Origin of the sequence: Flammeovirga aprica JL-4 (assembly GCF_012844305.1) — a bacterium.
Taxonomy (GTDB): Bacteria; Bacteroidota; Bacteroidia; order Cytophagales; family Flammeovirgaceae; genus Flammeovirga; species Flammeovirga aprica.
In genome coordinates this window covers 12045-32569 of the sequence record NZ_JABANE010000097.1, presented here as the reverse complement: position 1 = coordinate 32569, position 20525 = coordinate 12045, and the positions used below count along the sequence as shown (strand labels likewise).

Below are 20525 nucleotides of genomic sequence, written 5' to 3'. Positions count from 1 at the left end.
AGTGTATTCAGAAGAGGACTTAATAAAGTGAGAGAGATGATTAAAAGTGTTGATTTCAAAGACTTTACAAATATGATTTCTCATTTTAGGATGAACTATCTAAAAATCATCGGGTAGAGTAAACTTAACCAAATAATTAATGTGTAATTAAAACGGATATTTGAGTTCTAAATGATTTGTATCAGAACATATATTATATAACCAAATATTTTTGGGGTTAGAGTCCAATAATTCCATTTGATATATTGAATAAATTAGTCAAACAAAAATATCCATAACATCCCCAAAAAATCACCAGTAAAAATTAAAAGGTTTTAGTTCATTTTCAGTCTGCTGTTAGGTTTTCTAAATTTAAAGACTATCTGCTAACATAGCAAACAATTGAATTAAGAAATACGAAAAAAAGAATGAGGAATTGAGGTAAGAGGTATGAATGAATAGGGAAGAGGTGCTTGTGGTTTGTAAGTCGTTGCAGGCAACGCTTCTACCTGTAGATGAAATTACTTTCCTTTCACCAATTCCTCCAATGCATCTGCGACAGGAAGACTTTTTTCTAATTGAGGAGGCAGTTTATGTGTAAGTTGATAAGCGGCAATACCCATTGGTTTATGAATATCACTTAAAGCGTATTCAGCTACCACTTTATCTTTGCTTTTGCACAATAAAATACCAATTGTAGGGTCATCTCTTTCGGTTTTTAGTTGTTCATCTACTGCTTTTAAGTAGAAGTTTAATTTGCCAGCATATTCAGGTTCAAATTCACCGGTTTTCAACTCAATAACAATGTAGCAATGGAGTTGTGTATGATAAAATAGTAGGTCAATAAAAAAGTCTCTATTGCCGACTTTAAGACGACGTTGTTTTCCGACGTAAGCAAAGCCAGTTCCCAATTCTAATAAGAAATTGCTGATATTATCGATAAGACTTTCCTCTAATTGCTTTTCCGTAAATTCTTCTCTAAGATCTAGGAAATCAAATGTATAGGGATCCTTGATGATTTGCGATGCTAAATCAGAATTTGGGGAGGGTAAAGTTCTATCGAAGTTGGTGGAAAGGCTGCCTTTACGTGTGTAAAGTTGAGAAGCAATTTGATGTACCAACACATTACGGCTCCAGTTGTTTTGTATCGTTTTTTGAACATAAAACTGAGCTTCTTCCACGTTTTTACATTTAGAAATTATTTCACGATTATGCCCCCAAGGAATATGAAATAAGGTCTCTTCCTCAATTTTGCCACAACTTGTGGCAAAATTGTTTTCGGTGTAAAAATTTACCCACTTACGAATGTAAGCTAAGTTTCTTTCCGAAAAACCTTTCACTTTTGGAAATGCTTTTTTGAGGTCATTACTTAATTGTTTGATAAAGCCACTACCCCAATTTTGCTTTTGCTGATAAGTGATTATTTCATTTCCCAGCTTCCAATAAAAACGAAGTAATTCAACATTGACGCTGACACTAGCTTTGATCTGCGAATGCTGGAAATTAGACTTTACCTTTTCTAACCAATCCGCATATTCTTTCGATTGAATATCCATATTCCAATTCAATAATAATTTCTCTAACCAACCAGTAATTTACTAAAATAGTGTTTTTATTCCATTTTTGTTTTTGGAGAATGAAGGGGGGCTGAGGTAAGAGGTAAGAATGATGAGGGAAGAGGTGCTTGTGGTTTGTAAGTCGTTGCAGGCAATGCTTCTACTTGTGTGATTTATTAGGTTAGTCCTATTATGGAAAGATTACGTTTTTGTAGAGCCACAATGCTTTGTGGCTTGCGGGCCATAAGGAATACACTCCGATGAAGGAGGAGATATAAAGGCTTGTATTTTTTTGTTATAAGTCACAGACTATCACAAAACGCAGGTTCGAAATGACGCTACCGCTTCACATTTCAAACAGTGTGGTTTGAATGTAGACATCACTGTTTTTAGTGTCAAGCCGAGAGGCGTCACTGAGAACTATCTTATTGTTATAGTCTGTGACTTATAACAATGATCTAAATAATAATTATAACAAGTCTACTTTCAATAAATTGTATTTCATTCCATGATAATTGGATGCACTTGAGTAGAGGTAATCTTTTGCGTCTAGTACTATTCCTGCTTTGATAGGGTTGTCATGAATGTAGCCTAATCGTTGTAAAAGTTTTTCAGAAGTATCTAGAATAATGGGTTGGTTGTGCTGTTGCCAAAATTGGAATTCTTTGTTTTTGGGATTTTTGTGACCAGCCCTCTGAAACATCCAAAGCATCCATTCTCTTCGACTTTCTTTGGTGTTTTCTTCAATGCTTTTTACAATAGTCTTAGCAGTGTGTTTTTTGAGATCTCTCAAAATATCAGACAGGTTCTTGTGGCGTCCTTTTGTGATGATCATATGAATATGATTACTCATTATCACATAAGCATGAATTTTTAAGCCTTTGTGTTCTTGACAATATTTGAAACTGTCTAGGATGATATGACGGTATTCTTCTCTTGTGAATACATCTATCCAATAGACTACTGTCATTGTTATGAAATAGGTTGCTTCTTGATCGTAGAAGGAGTGTGCTCTACCCATGATGAATCGTTATTAATTAGTTTTGATTAGAATTAGTGAAAATTACTTATAAGTCACAGACTATAACAAAGTGGTAGTTCTCAGTGACGCCTCTCGGCTTGACATCAAGAACAGTGGTGGTGGCAGAAGCTTTCAATTTTACCACAATGCCTCACTGTTTGAAATGTTAAGCGGTAGCGCATTTCGAACTTGGTTATTGTTATAGTCTGTGACTTATAACAATGCTGTCATTGTTGATCTTCAGTAGTGCATATTTTATTGGTTTGACCAAGTTATAAGTCACAGGCTTATCCAATTAAATAAGTTCTCAGTGACGCCTATCGACTTGACATCAAGAACAGTGGGTGAGCTCTCTATCCTTATAAGGGAGTGGTCTTCACCCTTAGTAGGTCGCAGTGTTCACCCTTAATAGGTCACAGTGTCTTCCCTTATAAGGGTGAAACCTTCACCCTTGTCAAAAGGCTTGAAATACCTATAAAAAGAGGTCATTCAGAGATTTTTTCACTCTAAATGACCTTCTTTGATTTTTTAATTCACAATTAAAACATTTTCCAGACGTTCTGTTCTTGGTGATTTGAGCAGTTTATTCAAACTCCTTTGCGTCACCAACTCCAGCTCGTAGTTCCCTTTTGGAAGAGAGGGCACCATAAAGATCACCGCTTTGTTTTCATTGCTGATCAACTGTGCCACTTTTGTTTTAGACTGATCATCAAGGTTGACAAAGTATAATCCTACTTCCTCTTGATGTGTATCATCCCCTTCAATTTTAATACGATCTCCGAAAAGTGTTACCGCATTATTAGGGGTGATTTGATTGTTGGTTTCCCCCGTCAAACTATCGACCACTCTTAACAATACAGGTCCCGTTTGTGCTTGCCCTAATACCGTTACTTTGGTTTTTTCAATCATTTCACGACTGTTCGACGTGAGGTTGATAACGGCCTTCAGTTGTTGTTTGAGAGGATTGAACACCTGCTCATAAAAGACACCGCTTACGCCCAATCGAGCATTGATAAATTGTGTGTTGATGCTGTACCCTTGTGCCAGACCTTCACTTTTAATACGGTCAGCACGGTTGAGCAATTCAATAATCGTTTCCGCTTGGTATTCAGAACCCTCTTTTTTGATACGGCTTGCAATTGCCTCATTCGTTAAAGTTCCTTTGCTTCTTACTCTACCGAAAAAGTCGTTAGGATCGGGAGTAACAGTCAGATCATACAATTGTATGTCTACTTGATTGTTTTCAATAGCCATCGTTTAAGTCAGCTTTTAAGTTAAAAATAATTTAGTGATGTTGAATGAATCATTGTGTGTGAGATTTAGCAGTATACCCCTGTGGGATGGTTTAGTTTACTTTCTGAAAAGTAATTTGCTTTAGGTATGATCGTTATCGCATCATGCAATGAGTGTTAGTATTCAAATCGGATGTAATGTTAAGGGTTAATTCTCGAATAGTCAAGGGATTTGTGGTAATTTTGGGGTGAGAAGGAAGGGGAGTTTACCTTTTTGATCGTGGTTTTGTTATAAGTCACAGACTATAACAAAATACAAGTTCTTAGTGACGCCTGTCGGCTTAACACAAAGAACAGAGGGAAGGATTTTTGAGGGAAGAAGTGCATGTGGTTTTGAAATTTCCTAGATACGTTAACGTTTTTAGGGTATAGTGAATTACGATCTGTCTATAATTTATATAAGATTTTACTACCATCTCATCAGCCCACGTCTTCAGGCGTGGGTGTTTTTTGCTTGTGGTTCGTCGGGCGTTTTAATACAACGCCCCTACAGGATAGTGCAATCATTTGAAGGAAGAGGAGTTTTGAAGGTAAGAGGTATGAATGAAGAGGGAAGAGGTGCTTGTGGTTCGTAAGTCGTTGCAGGCAACGCTTCTACATTTATTGTTATAAATTTTTGACTTCGATTTTGTCACAAGTTGTGACAGAATTAGTTTAGCGTTCTTGGAGTGGGGATTACAAGCCCACGTCTTCAGGCGTGGGCACCTGTTTGCTTGTAGTTCTTCGAGCATTTTAAAACATCGTAAAATTAGCATTTATATTATCGTAATACTTAATAGATCTGTATATTTGCCTGAAATCTAATTTTATATTTTTAGCCTAAAACAAATTATGACCAAGTATTTACTTTTACTCCTTATTGCAGGACTGACAGCATGTGTTTCTTCTTCTCCTCGAAGTTTGAAAAAGACAGATTTGGACCAACCGAAAAAGGTTCAAGTCATCCAAAGTCATCATGATATCTCAAGTGAAAAAGGAAAGTTTTCAATAGAATATTTTGATGATTACTCCTACAATATCTATAAATATAACGAGCAAAATGTGATCGCAGATGCTGATTTTATAGATGATAAAGGTGAGGTGTATTGGAACTATGAAAGTACTTTTAATTCCTCTGGAAATGTAACCACTGTTTCGATTTTTGTGAGGGGAAAACTCAATACATTAATGAGGAGCAAAATTGTAGATGGTTTAGTTGTAGAAGAGGTTTATTATGATGATGAGGATCAAATTAAATACTCAAATTTAAAGGAATACAACAGCGATAAGGTCATCTCTAAAAGGACTGATTTAGATGCTGAGGGTAAAGTAGTGCTAGTTACCGAATGTGATTATAAGGATGGTAAGCTGATATTAGTGACTAAGAAACTTCCCTCTGGTAAAGTAAAAGAGACCATAAAAATTGAGCATAATTCTTTTGGTGATTCAATTAAAGAGGTAGAATTCAATCCTGAGAAAGAAGACACTAGGGTTGTATATTATGAATATGAGTATGACCAAAATGAAAATTGGATACGTCAATATAGATACAATAAAGATCGAATATTGTTTGGTGTAAACGTTAGACATATTATTTATTCTGATGAAAATAAGATGATAACGGAGTCTGATATTTTGGGTGAGTGGTTCATATTAGGAAAGGAAAATGATGGATTCACCTTTAATGAAAACCATACTTTTTATTTGGCTGATAAGTCTGAAAAACTGGGTTCTTGGTCATTTAATGCTAAAAAGAGCGTACTCGCTTTAGTTGAAATGGACGGAAATGAAAGGGAGATGGAATTTAATTGTGAATTTAAAGGTGGGTTGTTACACTTTTCTAAGGATGATGAAGAAAAGGTAATGAAATTAGAAAGAAGATCAGCTTTCATAGATGATAAGTATGCGCTCAAGGTCGCTAAAAAGGCATTTCTAGGAAAATGGAAAGTAGTGAAAGGAGAAGAAAAAACGATTGAATTTTTACCGGATCATGAACTTATCATCACTTCTGCCAACAACGAAACTCAAAAAGGATATTGGGATTTTGATTTTGAAAAGGCGCTCTTTCATATGAAAAAAGGATCTGAGGAATTAAATGAATATCCTTATTTCTTCGAGAAAGGACAATTGAAGTTTTATAATCATTACTTGGAGGAAGTGTTGACGTTGGAACCAATACAAACAACACTTTAAGTGAGGAAATCATTGAATAATATCAATAAATAATTGTAGAATATGAGTTTAAACTTAACGACTGTAAAATAGGGTAGGGAGGAGAAAATGATAGTGGTATTAGTAATGTACACAACGAAATATTATACAAATATACTACTATGAAAAATCTTAATTTGCTACTTTCGCTAGTTTTCATTTTACTTCTAAATCATTTTACTTTTGCTAGTAATATTGAAATGAGAGGAGGTCGTTATAATAGAATTATTGTCAAGCCCTATGATGTATTACATATTAGAGGAGATGTAGATATATATGCAGATGATCACCTAAGTACAGTATATTCAAATCATAATGGTCAAAAGCCATACATCCATAGAAGTGGAAGTGATCATGGTTACATAAGAGTGGAATCACATGGTACATTAATTATAGATGGAAATATTCATATTCACAACAATGATGACGATGATGATAAATCTGTAGTTGAAGGTGATCTGATTGTGAAAGGATCAATGACGATCGATTACAATATGCATGATGATGATGAGATGAAATTCGAAAATAGAGGGACAATGATTGTTGCTCAAGATCTTAATCTAAATGGTGCTAGAAAATTAGATGATGACGATGAGTTATTGCAGTTTTACAATTATGGTGAATTATTAGTTTCTGGTGATTTACATACCAATAGCCATGTTCAAATAAAAACAAGTACTTCTCATCACTATCACCCACGTTTCTTTGTTGTAGGAGATACTAGATTTGAACCTCAAAGTAATGGATGGTCGCATCATCATGATGATGACGATGATGGTTGGTCGGTGATTAAACCACACGGTCATCACTATACTACTCCATTTACGCATATTGGTTCAATTAATAATGCGGCAGCCAATTTTATGACTAGAAGTAATCATGTAGATAATGTTGAGCCTTTGTTGGCTCCACATACAGTTCAGTTAATTCATAACTATATTTCTAGTATTAATTTACCTGTAGAATTGACTTTCTTTACGGCAGAAGTGAACAATGACGGAGTTGTTGTCAAATGGGAAACAGCCACAGAGGAAAATGTAGACCATTTTGAATTAAGAAGATCATACGATGGTCAACATTTTGAAATAATAACAGATAATATTCAAGCAGCAGGTAATTCAAACACTACGCTAGAATATGAGTTTATGGATATGGATGCATATCAAGGTCATATTACTTATGAGTTAAAGGAAGTTGATTTTGACGGAAAAGCAGAATCATGGAAAAGTGTAGTAGAATTGAAGTCACAAAATAAAATAAGTGAGGCAGCGTCTATTTCAATTTTCCCAGTTCCTGCAGATAAAGAAGTGAATGTGATCATGCCTTCTTCAAAAGAACAGTCTGTAGATTTTAATTTAATATTTGTTGGTACAGGACAGATCATCCCATTAAGAAATAACACAATGCATGACGGTGACCATCATGTATTGAATGTGCAAGATATTCATGACGGTCAGTATATATTAAATGTGATCAAAAATGGTCATGTCATTAAGAGAGAACACATGATTATACATCACAGTTAGGCAACTAATAAGTTTATTTTAAATCATATAAGGCTTAATCACTTGGTGGTTAAGCCTTATTCATATACTTTTAAGACAGTACCTTATGCTATTACGAAGCTTTAAGTAACGCCTGTCGGCTTGACACCAAGAACAGTGTTGTGTCTTTAATTTTCTTAATAATCGAATTCAAAAGTAAACCCATCATACTCTTTGTAAGTGTTGTTCCCTTCCCATACCCATACTTGACGATGCAAGGTTTCTTGTTTCGAAATGTATCCATTTTCATCGTAGGTATTTTTATAGTGTATTTCAAGATCAACTTTAGGAAAAGAAGATGAATGAATTCTAATTGTGATAAGCGTTGGATTGTTCTGAGTTTGAAATGATTCGGTGTAGAAAGGTTGAAAAGAGTAACTTCGGTGTTCATAAAACCCTTCGAAAAACTTAAAAGTTTTAGGATAGTTATCATATTGAATACTAACTGATTCTGTAGGGGTAGCATTATCAATAAAATCATAAATGTTATCAGGTATTTCTGACAATTCCCCATCTAATGATGGAATCGTATAGTGTAAGGCTTTAGTAATATTATTGTTAGTCCATTCGTATATTTCCACTACAGAGAACGAGTCAAATACTTTTAATTTACCATAGGGTTGGCCTTCATTTCCATCAAAGTATAAAATAAACTCCTCGTTTTCTTCACCTGCAACCTCTACTTTCTTAATCACTTTATTTCCATCTAGCTCAAGTGATATATTCTTAGTTGGATTGTTACTACTTTCTTCAGTGTATGAAATTACACGGCCATTGTCGTATGTGATATTGTCAATGTTGTCAAAGCTTTTAACGCTAAAATCACTATTGTATTCTACTGTAAAGGATTTTTGATTATCGATTTCTGCTGGTAGGTAATATCGAACAGATTTTACATGTTTTTCCATATAACTCAACTCGTCAGAGTCGCATGAAAAAAGGAATATTAAACTAAAAGAGAGAAAATATAATAGTTTCATATTTGTTTGCTTTAATGAGATTTGAGACCAAAACTAATATTTTTTTATGATTAAATCAGCTGAGTTTGATGTGAAAAATATCTGTCGATGCTGTTTTTCTGTTGTTATGTTTTGTAAGTCGTTGCAGGTCCTCTCAGAAATACACTGTAAGCCTTTATCCTCCTCCACTTTTAACTAGACAATAAATGAACAAAAGCATTTTGAGGGCATTAATCAAAAGTCATTTCCCCATATTGTACTAGTTTAGTGTACACTTCAAACCCTCTTCAAAACCATTCTTAAAATAAGGCAATACACTAATAACAGATAGAAGTGATATAAAATATCTTAACTTATGATCTCCAATTATTTCACCTCAGCCAAATTCAACTTCTCTAAAAATCATATTCTTTTTATTGTGTTACTACATTTTTCAATAAGTCAAAGATGGTATGCATCTTCCGTTCAGGAATTAAATTATGAGATCAAAAAAGTGAAGGATATAGCTCAATTAGATATTAGGGATGTATTCAAAGATTCCAAAGGTTTTTTGTGGTTGGCTACTTCCGATGGATTGGTTCGGTACAATGGTCTTGATAGTAAAATATATAGAGTCGGAAAGTCGGAAAATACGATTGGCAGTAATATGATTCGGAAAATTACTGAAGATAAATGGGGGAATATATGGGTGTCGACTTTTGGGAAAGGACTTTCTAAATTGGATATAAAGAAAGAGAAGTTTACCAATTATACGATGGAGAGTGAAGAGGATTACAGAATAGAGACGAACGATATTTCTTCTTTTTTAATTGATGATCATTGTGTTTGGATTGGGAATTGGGACCGTTTAATTAGAGTTCAATTGGATGATGAAAATGATAAAATCAAAGGGAGTACTTCTATTCCTTTGTCAGAAATTGATCACTCATTACATCAAGTGGTGGTGCAAACTATTTTTAAAGGGAAGGGCAATGAGATTTGGCTGGGGTTAAATACGGGGTTAGTTCGAATCAATAACAGTCTTCAAGATTTACATTTGATAGACTATGATAAAACCTCAGGGAATGTTTCTGATATGACTTATTGCGAAGAGCAAATCATTACTTCAGGTGAGTTTATTTCCTTATTGAAACGTAATAATCAATCGGAATTTTATCTAAGAGACTTAACTTATAATTCAGGTCAGACGATTGCTTATCAAGATGGTGTATTATGGGTAGGTAATCGAAAAGGCGTCTTTGCTTATACTTATCACCAACAACAATTACAGCTTTTAAAGCACTTTCAAACGTCTAGTAATAATGGCAAATCTCATCATCCTGTCACTTCAATTAGTATAGATAAAAATCAAGTTTGGGTGGCCACTACGGGAGGTGGTGTATATTGTATCTCCGATCCCAACCGCCTGTTTGAACATTATCAGCAGACCAATAAGAACTCTTTATTTGATGATCATATCAAAGCAATTTTCGAGGATAGTAAGCAAAACCTTTGGATAGGGACTGAAATTGGTGGTCTCAATTATCTTATCGGGAAGAACAAATACAACTATGAAAACGGGTTTGGACAGCTTTCAGTGAAAAACTATCCCGTTGGGAATAACAGGGTCTATGCCATTGCAGAACAGCATTTACCTCTTTCAACGATTAGAGATAGGCTAATTTGGTTGGGGACTACTTTTCCTACTTTTTTAGTGGCATTGGACCCCAATACAATGAAGTTGTTGCCTCAATCTCCTTTAGCCAAACAATTAGGATTTGTCTTTGATATTGAAGTTCAAAACGATTCTGTTTTATGGTTAGGCACTTATAACGAAGGGTTGTGGCGACTGGAAACCAATCAAAATGGAGAAATAAGAAGTGCTCAACAATTTGATTCCAATAAGGAGAATGGAGGGTTGACGTCAGATATTATACGCAGTATTTTATTGGATTCCAATGGAAATCTATTCATAGGAACAGATAAAGGGTTGAATTTTCTTCCGAAAGAAGAGTTACCTAAACAGCATCCCAAAATCTATACGTTTAGGGAAGGGAAAACGAAATACGACCTTCCTAGTGAATACCTCCTTAAGATTTTTGAAGCGAAGAATGGGACAATTTGGATCGGAACGATAGGGGGAGGATTAATACATTTTGATGCTATAGAGGAGGATAAAAGAATAGTATTTAACGCCATCACTACCGAAGAAGGATTGGTGAGTAACTCCATCAAGTCAATGGAGGAAGATGAGAAAGGCTGTTTATGGCTTAGCAGTAATCAGGGATTGATCAAATACGATCCAGTATCTCATAAATTTGTCAATTACTATGAATCGGATGGACTTCAGGCCAATGAATTTGAAGATTTGGTGAGTTGCAGACGTAAAGATGGGCAAATGCTGTTTGGAGGTGTCAATGGTCTCAATACGTTTTATCCCTCCCAAATTGTAAATGATAGTACTCGACCCAATTTGTACTTTTCAGAACTTCAAATCTTAAATGAAACGATAGCACCTAATAAAAAATATGGTCAGAGGGTCATTCTTAAAAACAGCATTGAACATACAGATAAAATCAATCTTAGTCATTCCCAAAACAGCTTTACACTTTCTTTTGAAGCCTTTCAATTCAATAGTCAGCACAAAGTGAAGTTTCGATACAAGTTAGAAGGGTTTGATGAAAAATGGACGGTCACAAGAAATGATAGCCGACAGGCGAAATATACCAATATCCCCGCAGGGAAGTATACCTTAAAAGTGAATGCGGCAAATAGTGATGAAGTGTGGTTAGACCAACCCATAGTATTGGAAATTAATATTGCTAGGCACCCTTTATTGAGTGTTTGGGCTTTAGTTTTGTATGGTTGCTGTTTTGTATTTCTTAGCGGTTTCATCTTTACAATTTATAATCGTATTCGAAAGCAAAAAAGAGAGGTGTTTATTGCTGAATTGGAAAAGAAAAATGCAGAGGAAGCGGCTCAATCTAAACTTCGATTTTTTACCAATATCTCACATGAATTTAGAACACCGCTGACATTAATTACCATTCCCTTAGACCGGTTAATCAACGCTATTGATTTAACGGCTAACGAGAGAAATCAACAATTAAAAATAATCAAGTACAACGCTGATTTAATGCTCCGCTTGGTCAATCAGATTCTAGATTTTCGAAAACTAGAGCAAAATAAAATTCAGCTTTCCATGCAATCCATCAATATTGTAAAGTTTATCAATACAATCTTTGACGGCTTTCAACCTTTGGCAGAAAATAAGGAAGTGACACTTCAATTTACAGCGGAGCAGGATGAAATAAACATGTCATTTGATCCTGACTTTCTCGAAAAAATTGTCAATAATCTATTGTCCAATGCCATCAAATTTACACCTAAAAAGGGTGTGGTGACTTTGGCAATTCAGTCTTTCCAAAATAAGGTTTTGATTAAAGTATCCGATACTGGTATTGGTATTAATGAAAATGATCAGCAACACTTGTTCAAGAGGTATTTTCAAAAGTCAGAGAGGAATAAGTTTTACAGAAATGGAAGTGGTATTGGGTTGAACTTAATTAAAAACTTAGTGGAGCTACATAATGGAACAATAGAAGTGGATAGTGAAGAGGGAAAAGGAGCTACTTTTAAGGTTTATCTCCCTAAAATCAATGAGGGAACGATAACAGAAGAGCTTTCAAAGGAAATGTACATTGAAGAGGCACCACAAAGATTTTCCATCGAAACCATAAAAGATGAATTATTGACTTCTTCTAATAAATATACTTTTCTGATAGTGGAAGACAATGAAGAGTTGAGAGCCACTATTGCTTCTATTTTTAATAAAAACCATCGTGTGATTGAAGCAGAAGATGGACTTCAAGGACACCAGCAATGTGTAGAACACCTGCCGGATATTGTGATTAGCGATGTCATGATGCCTAAAATGAATGGTTTGGAACTGCTTCATACCATCAAGAATGATTTAAAAGTCTCTCACATTCCCGTTATTTTATTGACCGCTAAAAGTACCAATGAAAATAAAATTGAAGGTTTAATGGAAGGAGCGGATGCTTATGTTTCAAAGCCATTCGATCAAAATGTGTTGTACTCAATGGCCTTTTCCATTCTTAAAAATAGAGAGCGTTTAATAGAAAAATTTGATAGAGAAATTAAAATTAATCCTTCCTTAATCTCCAAAACTGCCCCTGATGTAGCGTTCATAAACAAGATCCTTTCCATCATTGAAAACAACCTTGATGATACCTCATTTAATGTCGATAAATTAGCAGTCGAATATGGTTTGTCGAGAAATCATTTAAACAAAAAAATCAAAGCCCTAACAGGGGAAACTACTGTAGTATTTATCCGCAATATTCGCTTAAAGCACGCCGCAGAATTATTCCGTAATGGCAACACCAATATTTCTGAAGTAACCTGGAAAGTAGGCTATTCTGATCTAGGAACTTTTAGAAAACGCTTCAAAGAAAAATTTGGTGTCAGCCCATCTGAATTTGTGCAGGAAGTTGAAAGGAAAGTTTAGTATAAAGATTAAGAAAAATGGGGCGTGTTGTGGTTCGTGAGACGCAAAGCATTGTGTCTCTACAAGTATCTTTTCAATGCACTGAATTATTAAATTGAAAAGATGTCGTCTTGTAGAGCAACAATGCCTTGTGGCTCAAGTACCACCATAAAAACCATATACAACCATCCTTCACAAAACACCTCACCAAAAACAAATAATCTTCTCGTAAATATATAAAAATGAGTCTTTTATACACTTAAAGTGTGAATGCCTATGCTATTCGTATCAAATACCTAGGGTGTAAATCTGCCTAAAATTCTAAGTTTGAACATGATGAAAATAGCTTTTTTGGGGGGGATTTTTTTAGTGATTGAAATATCTATTTCCCCTCTTTCAAAAACCTCTTTTCTAGAACTAAACACTGAATTTTTTATTTGAAATGAATTGTTATTATGAAGATTAAAACGACTTTTACAAGAAGTGTTTTTCTATTCCTCTTTTTCTTTATTTCTATTGGAGTCTCGGCTCAAAACGTACAGGTAGATGTGAACCTAAACATGGTGCACTCTGTAGAAGGAATATCGGATTTTGGGAGAGACAGGCACATTACTGTCCACTCTGCAGCCACCGAAAGAGATTGGGACGGGCAAGAAGACAAACTCGACTATTTTATCAATGACCTCGATGTGTATTGGGGAAGAGATAATGGTGCTGCTAGCTGGAAGTTTTCTGATACGCCAGAAGATCCTAACCGCCCCAACAAGCCTGATGTGTCAGCAATGAAGTTTAAAGCTGAAGAGCTAAAAAACTGGTATGAAAGTAAACTGAATGCGAAACAATACGAAGGAAAAGGTTTCATGATTCAGGGGACAAATCCTCACCCTACTTATCCAACATTGGACTGGGGAGAAAGGGGTAAAACGTGGCACGGTTGGCAACCTTTAGAGGTAGAAACTTCTGCCGAGTGGGTAACGGAGTACCTTGATCATTACTTTGCTAAATCTTCAGGTGAAAAAGGAGAACCGTTACCCGATTATTGGGAAGTGATCAACGAGCCTGATATGGAGATGATGGTCGGCGGAAAAAGCTGGATTTATGCAAGTAGCCAAGAGAAACTTTGGGAATACCACAACCTTGTAGCTGAAGGAGTGAAAAACCGTTTGGGCGATAAAGCTCCAAAAATTGGCGGTATGACTTGGGGTATGCACGATTTCTATTGGAAAGATGGAATCAACAGAGTGGCAGATAATCAATATGAGCAATGGTTCTCTGATGACCTTATGCCTTATTTGCAAGAAATGACGGCTTCAACAGTCAATGATACGAGAACAAAGGATTGGTATCAATGGGATGTGATGTGGCAGGGCTTTATTGACAATTGTGGTGATAATATGGATTTCTATGGTATTCATATTTACGATTGGTCAGTAGGTGAAAGAGGCAAAGGTGTGATCCGTACAGGTGGTCATGTAGAAGCCATGTTAGACATGTTGGAATGGTATGATATCCATAAATTCGGCAAGAAAAAAGACATTGTTTTATCTGAATTTGGTGCGGTTTCTAGCTGGATCAATAACCAAGAAATGGAACGAAAAGCGTGGGAGAATTTACGTCCTTTCAATGGCATGTTTATGCAATTCTTGGAGCGCCCTTCTCAAGTGGTTTATTCTATGCCTTTCGCTCCTGTAAAAGCAGAATGGGGAGACGTAAGAGATGCCAACGGCAATGTAACGACGAGATACGGTTCTGTATTAATGGATAGAGTAGATCCAAACTGTACGGCTTATGATGCATCATGTGAGTGGGTATGGTCAGATTTTGTGAAATGGTATGAACTATGGAGAGATGTGGATGGAACTCGTATCGATACAAAAGCAACAGATAGAGATATACAGGTAGATGCTTATGTAGACAATAATAAAGTCTACCTTATCGTCAACAACTTGCAGTTTGATGAAGCAATAGTAGATTTGAATATTTTTGATACGGAAGCTACAAAAGTGCAGTATGTTGATAAGCGATACATGTATTTCGATGAAAATAAAGGAACAACAGGTGGAGTATCTTTAGATGAAACGCGATTAAATACGGCTCCGGGATCAATGACAATTTCTGGTGGTGGAACCGTGATTTTAGTGTACAATTTTGAAAAAGATGTAGTGCTGGATCAAACATCAATTGAAGAAAAATACATGAGTGTAGCGCTTAATAACGAGACTACAGCAATTGGCGGTTTATTATTTAGAAAAGAAGTACCGGGACGTACACCAATGACCACTCAAATCAACAATGTAGTGGTTCCTGCTCAAGGTGAAGCAACTTTAAGATTCTCGGGTAAATTCCCTGAAAATGCGATGGTGCCTGCTTATATCACAGTGAATGGTAACGATTTGGAGTATACCACAGATTGGAGAGGAGAGTACGAGGATTCGAGAAACTTCTGGTTTGGTACCATGGAAGTAGATGTTCCATTAGAATATTTACAAGAAAGCAATGAAGTGACGATTGAAATCCGCGGAAATAAAGTCACCTATACTACGGTTTCTCTTCAAGTATTTGATATGTCGGCAACACCTGCCCGTTCTTCAAATTCATCCAACTTGGTAACTTTAACGGATATTTCCATCACAAATGAAGCCTTTGATTTGATGAATGGAAAGTCAGAAGCTTTGGAAGTAGCTTTTACTCCTGAAAATGCAACGAATAAAAAGATCACTTGGACGTCATCAGATGATACTAAAATCGCAGTAGATGAGTTTGGAATGCTAACGTCCAAAGCAGATGCTGGAGAGGTAACAATCACAGCCACTTCAGAAGATGGTTCAATTGTAAAGACAGTTGCAGTTACTGCAGTTCCATATGCATCGACGCCAATTACAGAAGTTTCCATTGCACAAGGTGCAACATTCAATACTGAAGTAAATATCACGACTCCATTAATTGTAAATGTTCTTCCTGAAGGAGCTGAAAATTATGATGTGGTGTGGTCAAGTTCAAATGAGAATGCTGTAAAAGTAGATGCTTTTACGGGTAAAATTCAAGGATTAACCATTGGTGGCACAGCTAAAATAACAGCAACTGTAGTCGATACTGAAAATGGAGGTACGGTATTTACGGATGATATTGATGTCTCTGTAATGATCAGCGGTACAGAAGAAGTGTATTGTTTTGAGTACGAAGAAGCTTTAGTCGGTAATGATGTTTATACCTTTGATATCGGCGTGAATGCTTTAGCGAATAGAATTGTAAAGGCAGAATTACTAAAAGGATCAACTGTTTTGGGTGATGCCGAAAAGACATTGACTAAAAATGGAGAACAGTACTTGCCTATCACTATTCAGTTAGATCAATTGGCTGAAATAGGTACTGATTATTCTTTAAAACTGACTTTATTAGATGGTAGCTCGACGTTGTCTACTTGTGAAAGTACGTTGGCTATTGATGCTCCAATTCTACCAACATCAATCACTGTAAAAGATGGTTTAAGAACAGTTCAAGTGGGAGGTACATTAACGATTGAAACGGATGTAATTCCAGAAAACGCATTTGATAAATCAGTGAATTGGGAGATCATTTCTGGTGCTGATATCATCTCCATTGAGAACGGTGTGATTACAGGATTAAAAGCAGGAACAGCAGAAATCAAAGGAGTTGCCAATGCGGATAATGCTGTGGAGACTTCAAACCTTACCATCACATGTCAGTCAGAAGCTGTGGTTGTACTTCCTACAGAAATCCATTTAGCGAAGCGAACAACAGTATTCCCTAATAGTACTTTACCAATGGAAATTATGGGTTTCGTTCCTGATTTTACCAATGCCAAAGAGGTCAACTGGACAGCAAGTAACGATCTTGTAACTATTGACGAAAACGGTCTTGTTGTGGCAGGGAATACTGAAGGCAAAGTGACAATCACGGCTACATCAAAAGAGGCTCCTTCTGTTTCGACTTCTTTAGAATTGACGGTAGGGAATGTGCTTTATATTGAAGCAGAAGATTTCGATGAGAAGTTTGGTGATGAACTTGGTATTTATGAACCAACAGCCGGAGTGAAAGGTATTAATGCAGTAAAAACAGGAAACTATGTAGTGTATCATATTTACTTCCCAGCGGAAGGGGATTACTCTGCAACTTTCTTTGCAGGAACAGCTTCTGCTGATTCGAAACTCGATTTATATGTAGACAGTCAGCTACAAGGAAGCACGGTTATTAATAACAATGGCTGGGATAACTTTGAACCGTATAAATTGACAGAAATCATTACAATTGCTTCGGCAGGTGTTCATGAAGTTGGGGTTGTTGCTTCAGGTACTACGCCATATCAATGGAATTTAGAGCACTTCGAGTTATTATTTAATGGAGATGTTTCTTGTGAGGATTTAACCTCAGTTTCCTTATCGGAAAATATTGCTTTAACCACTTGTCAAACAGTACAAGTGACCTTCTCTAAAACACCTTCAACAGCTTGTGATCCAACTCAAGTACAATGGTCAATCGATGATGAAGGAGTGGCAACGATTGATGAAAATGGACAATTGGTAGGTGTATCTGTTGGCACAACAACGCTACGTTTAACAACAGAATTAGGTGAAGTAACTTCTCAAGTAACAATTACAGAAGCTTCGGCACCAACATCAATTACTATTCTTCCTTCAAATAGAACCATTGCAGAGGGTGGAACACTCCAATTAAGTGCGGAAGTTTTACCAGAAGGTATTTGTAATGCAAAAGTGATCTGGAGTTCTTCAAATGATGCATTGGCTATGGTTGACGCCACAGGACTATTGGAGGCAAAAGCAGGAGCATCAGGTCAGACTGTAGATATAACAGCTACTTCTGAAGTGGACAACACCATTGTTGGTACAGCTACATTTACGATCACTTCCGCTACTCAAGATATTGTGATCGAAGCGGAAGATTTTGATAGAACAGGCGGAACTTTTGATGATGGAAAAGTACCTTTCGGAGTCAATAAAGCAGAAGGCGTAGGAATCAATTGGGTGAATTCTGGTGATTATGCAGAATTTGATATCCAACTTGAAGCTGGAAGTTATGAAGTGAAATATTTGATTTCATCTCCTAATGATAATGCTGAAGTGACCATTACTTTAAATGAGCAATCTATTGTAACAACAGTACCGAATAATGGTTCTTGGGATGCCTATCAAGAGTTAAAAGCAGATGGAAGTATTGAAATAACGAATGCTGGAAATTACGTATTGAAAATTCTTGCTTCAGGGACCCAACAATGGCAATGGAATTTGGATAAGATCATTTTGATAAAAACAGATATTTCTACTCCTTCTTCATCATGTGTTGCATCCAATGTAACGATTACTGATACCGATCAAACATTAGATATTAATGCTACATTTACTGTAAATGCAACAGTAGATTATACTGGAGACTGTACGGGAGAGATTACTTGGTCTTCATCAGATGAAAGTGTTGTAACCGTAGATAATAATGGCAAAGTGACTGCGATAGGAGCCGGTACTGCAGAAGTTGTAGCAACCTCAACTGAAGGTGATTTCACAGATAAAATAGTATTTACAGTCAATCAATCTACAGTTGTTCTATGCGAAGTATCCAATTTAACGATCACTGACGCAGATCAGACATTAGAAATTGATGCTACATTTACTGTGAATGCAACAGTGGATTATACCGGAGACTGTACGGGAGAAATTACTTGGTCCTCATCAGACGAAAGTGTCGTAACTGTAGATAATAATGGATTAGTGACTGCTATAGGAGCAGGTTCTGCAGAAGTTGTAGCAAGTTCAAGTGAAAGCGATTTGACAGCTAAAATTGTAATTACAGTCAATGCACCTGCTCCAACTCCTTGTCTTGTAACTAATGTATCAATTACCGACGCAGATCAAACGTTGGATGTTGACGGTAAATTTACAGTCAATGCCACAATTGATTATACCGGCGAATGTACAGGAGGGATCACATGGTCATCATCAGATGAAAGCGTAGTTACGGTTGATAACAATGGTTTGGTGACTGCTATAGGATCAGGTACAGCAGAAGTTGTAGCAAGCTCCACTGAAGGTGACTTCTCAGATAAAGTTGTATTTACGGTCAATCAAGTTGTTGAAGAGATATCGGTGACAGGAGTAACATTACCTGAATCAACAGTAGATCTAATCGTTGACGGAATGCACCAATTAACTGCGACAATTGCTCCAGAAAATGCAACTAATTTGAACCATACTTGGACTACATCAGATGAAAATGTGGTGAAGGTAGACGAATTAGGAATGATTACAGCCGTATCTCCTGGTACCGCAACTATAACCGTATCAACTGCCGATGGTGGTTTTACAGCATCGGTAGAAGTAACGGCAGAAGGGGCAATTTTATCATTAACAGACGACTTGAGAAGTAAAATCTCCGCTTACCCTGTGCCAGCAGAGGACTTTATTCAATTCAATAACTTACCTAACGGCCGTTATGAGTTTACTGTAAGTGATACGAATGGTAAAGTTTTGATATCTGAAGTAATGAATTACCAGTCAGGAGACCAATTGAATGTGAGTGAATTGACAGCTGGAATTTATATCGTGAATATTCATAACAATAGTATTCATGAATTCATAAAAATTCAGATTAAGTAATCTAAAGTACAATGAATAGAGTGACTAGGTGGTTCTTGCACCATAATTAAAAACTATGGGTAGGTGATAAAGCAACTTTATCAAGACAAAAAAAGTGTTGATGGATTCAATATCACTTGCCCATGACTTCATTCATAATGTACTTTTTTATACTTAAGTACTAGGACAGAAGAAAACGGACATTTTATCTTACCTTTTTTATCCTACTCTTCGTTAGATTTTTATCGCGTAACTAAGGCTATGCTCTGCAAATCTGCCTCGATTAGAATAAAAAATATTAACCTAAAATTATCCCTTTTCTTCTGTCCTAGTACTTCACTAAAGTTCTAAATAGAAGAATATTATGATATTTTGTTTGATTCAGAAATACAATTGAAAGGAAACCGACCCTCTCTTTTTAGAGTGAAATCAAATAATTGAATAATATCTTCATCAAAAAAAATAATCCGATAAAAGCATCAATTAAGATGTGTTTTATCGGATTATTTAGCTTTTCAAGCTTTGAGGAATATCAATTGGTAGCATTACGAATGCTTACTTATCAAACTCCTTAAATATCTTCTTATCTGCTACAAAAGTTCCAAACGGAATCAATGAAGCCAAAAATGCCCAAATACTATTCTTATAACCCCATTTAATAGTAAAATGAATATATAAGACAATTGCTACATATAGAATAAATAATACTCCATGTCCCATTCCTATAATTTGATTTGGTTCATGCATATCTGCGATATATTTCAAAGGCATTGAAACAAACAGAATTAATAGGAAAGAAATACCTTCTAGAAGACCTACAAAACGAATTAATTTTATTCCTGTCATTTTTTATAGTGATTAAGTTTGTTGTATTGATGCCAAATTTA

At 35.9% G+C, this 20525-nt stretch carries 9 protein-coding genes; 4 read left to right on the top strand and 5 right to left on the bottom strand.

The annotated features are described in order from the left end of the window. Positions 1 to 500: 500 nt before the first annotated feature. From HHU12_RS25870 to HHU12_RS25860, 3 genes are all read right to left on the bottom strand, one after another. Positions 501 to 1535: a PDDEXK nuclease domain-containing protein gene (locus tag HHU12_RS25870; protein WP_169659637.1), complete on the bottom strand. Its 1035-nt coding sequence runs from the start codon at positions 1533 to 1535 to the stop codon at positions 501 to 503. Between the two features lie 469 nt (positions 1536 to 2004). Continuing rightward, on the bottom strand, positions 2005 to 2556 hold the full coding sequence (locus HHU12_RS25865) for an REP-associated tyrosine transposase (RefSeq protein ID WP_169659636.1): 552 nt from the start codon (positions 2554 to 2556) through the stop codon (positions 2005 to 2007). 528 nt (positions 2557 to 3084) lie between these two features. Further along, positions 3085 to 3810, bottom strand: a complete 726-nt coding sequence (locus tag HHU12_RS25860; protein WP_169659635.1) for a DNA-binding domain-containing protein — start codon at positions 3808 to 3810, stop codon at positions 3085 to 3087. Between the two features lie 869 nt (positions 3811 to 4679). On the opposite strand from HHU12_RS25860, the gene HHU12_RS25855 reads away from it, so the two are divergent. Beyond that, entirely contained in the window at positions 4680 to 6020 is a 1341-nt protein-coding gene (locus tag HHU12_RS25855; protein ID WP_169659634.1) for a hypothetical protein, read from the top strand. A 140-nt stretch (positions 6021 to 6160) separates the two neighbouring features. Further along, positions 6161 to 7564 carry a hypothetical protein gene (locus HHU12_RS25850; RefSeq protein ID WP_169659633.1) on the top strand — a complete coding sequence of 468 codons (1404 nt, stop codon included), beginning with the start codon at positions 6161 to 6163 and terminating at the stop codon, positions 7562 to 7564. A gap of 155 nt (positions 7565 to 7719) precedes the next feature. Here the strand turns inward: HHU12_RS25850 and HHU12_RS25845 are convergent, their stop codons facing one another. Continuing rightward, a complete protein-coding gene (locus HHU12_RS25845; RefSeq protein ID WP_169659632.1) occupies positions 7720 to 8562 on the bottom strand; it encodes a hypothetical protein in 843 nt (280 codons plus the stop codon). 334 nt (positions 8563 to 8896) lie between these two features. Between HHU12_RS25845 and HHU12_RS25840 the strand changes: the two genes are divergently transcribed. Both HHU12_RS25840 and HHU12_RS25835 read left to right on the top strand, forming a co-directional pair. Continuing rightward, a complete protein-coding gene (locus HHU12_RS25840; protein ID WP_169659631.1) occupies positions 8897 to 13051 on the top strand; it encodes a hybrid sensor histidine kinase/response regulator transcription factor in 4155 nt (1384 codons plus the stop codon). Positions 13052 to 13485: 434 nt separating this feature from the next. After that, the gene (locus tag HHU12_RS25835) at positions 13486 to 19659 is read left to right on the top strand and encodes an Ig-like domain-containing protein (protein ID WP_169659630.1); all 6174 of its coding nucleotides are present in this window, start codon (positions 13486 to 13488) and stop codon (positions 19657 to 19659) included. A 534-nt stretch (positions 19660 to 20193) separates the two neighbouring features. Here HHU12_RS25835 and HHU12_RS25830 read toward each other — a convergent pair. After that, on the bottom strand, positions 20194 to 20484 hold the full coding sequence (locus HHU12_RS25830; RefSeq protein ID WP_169659629.1) for a DUF3817 domain-containing protein: 291 nt from the start codon (positions 20482 to 20484) through the stop codon (positions 20194 to 20196). Positions 20485 to 20525: the final 41 nt, after the last annotated feature.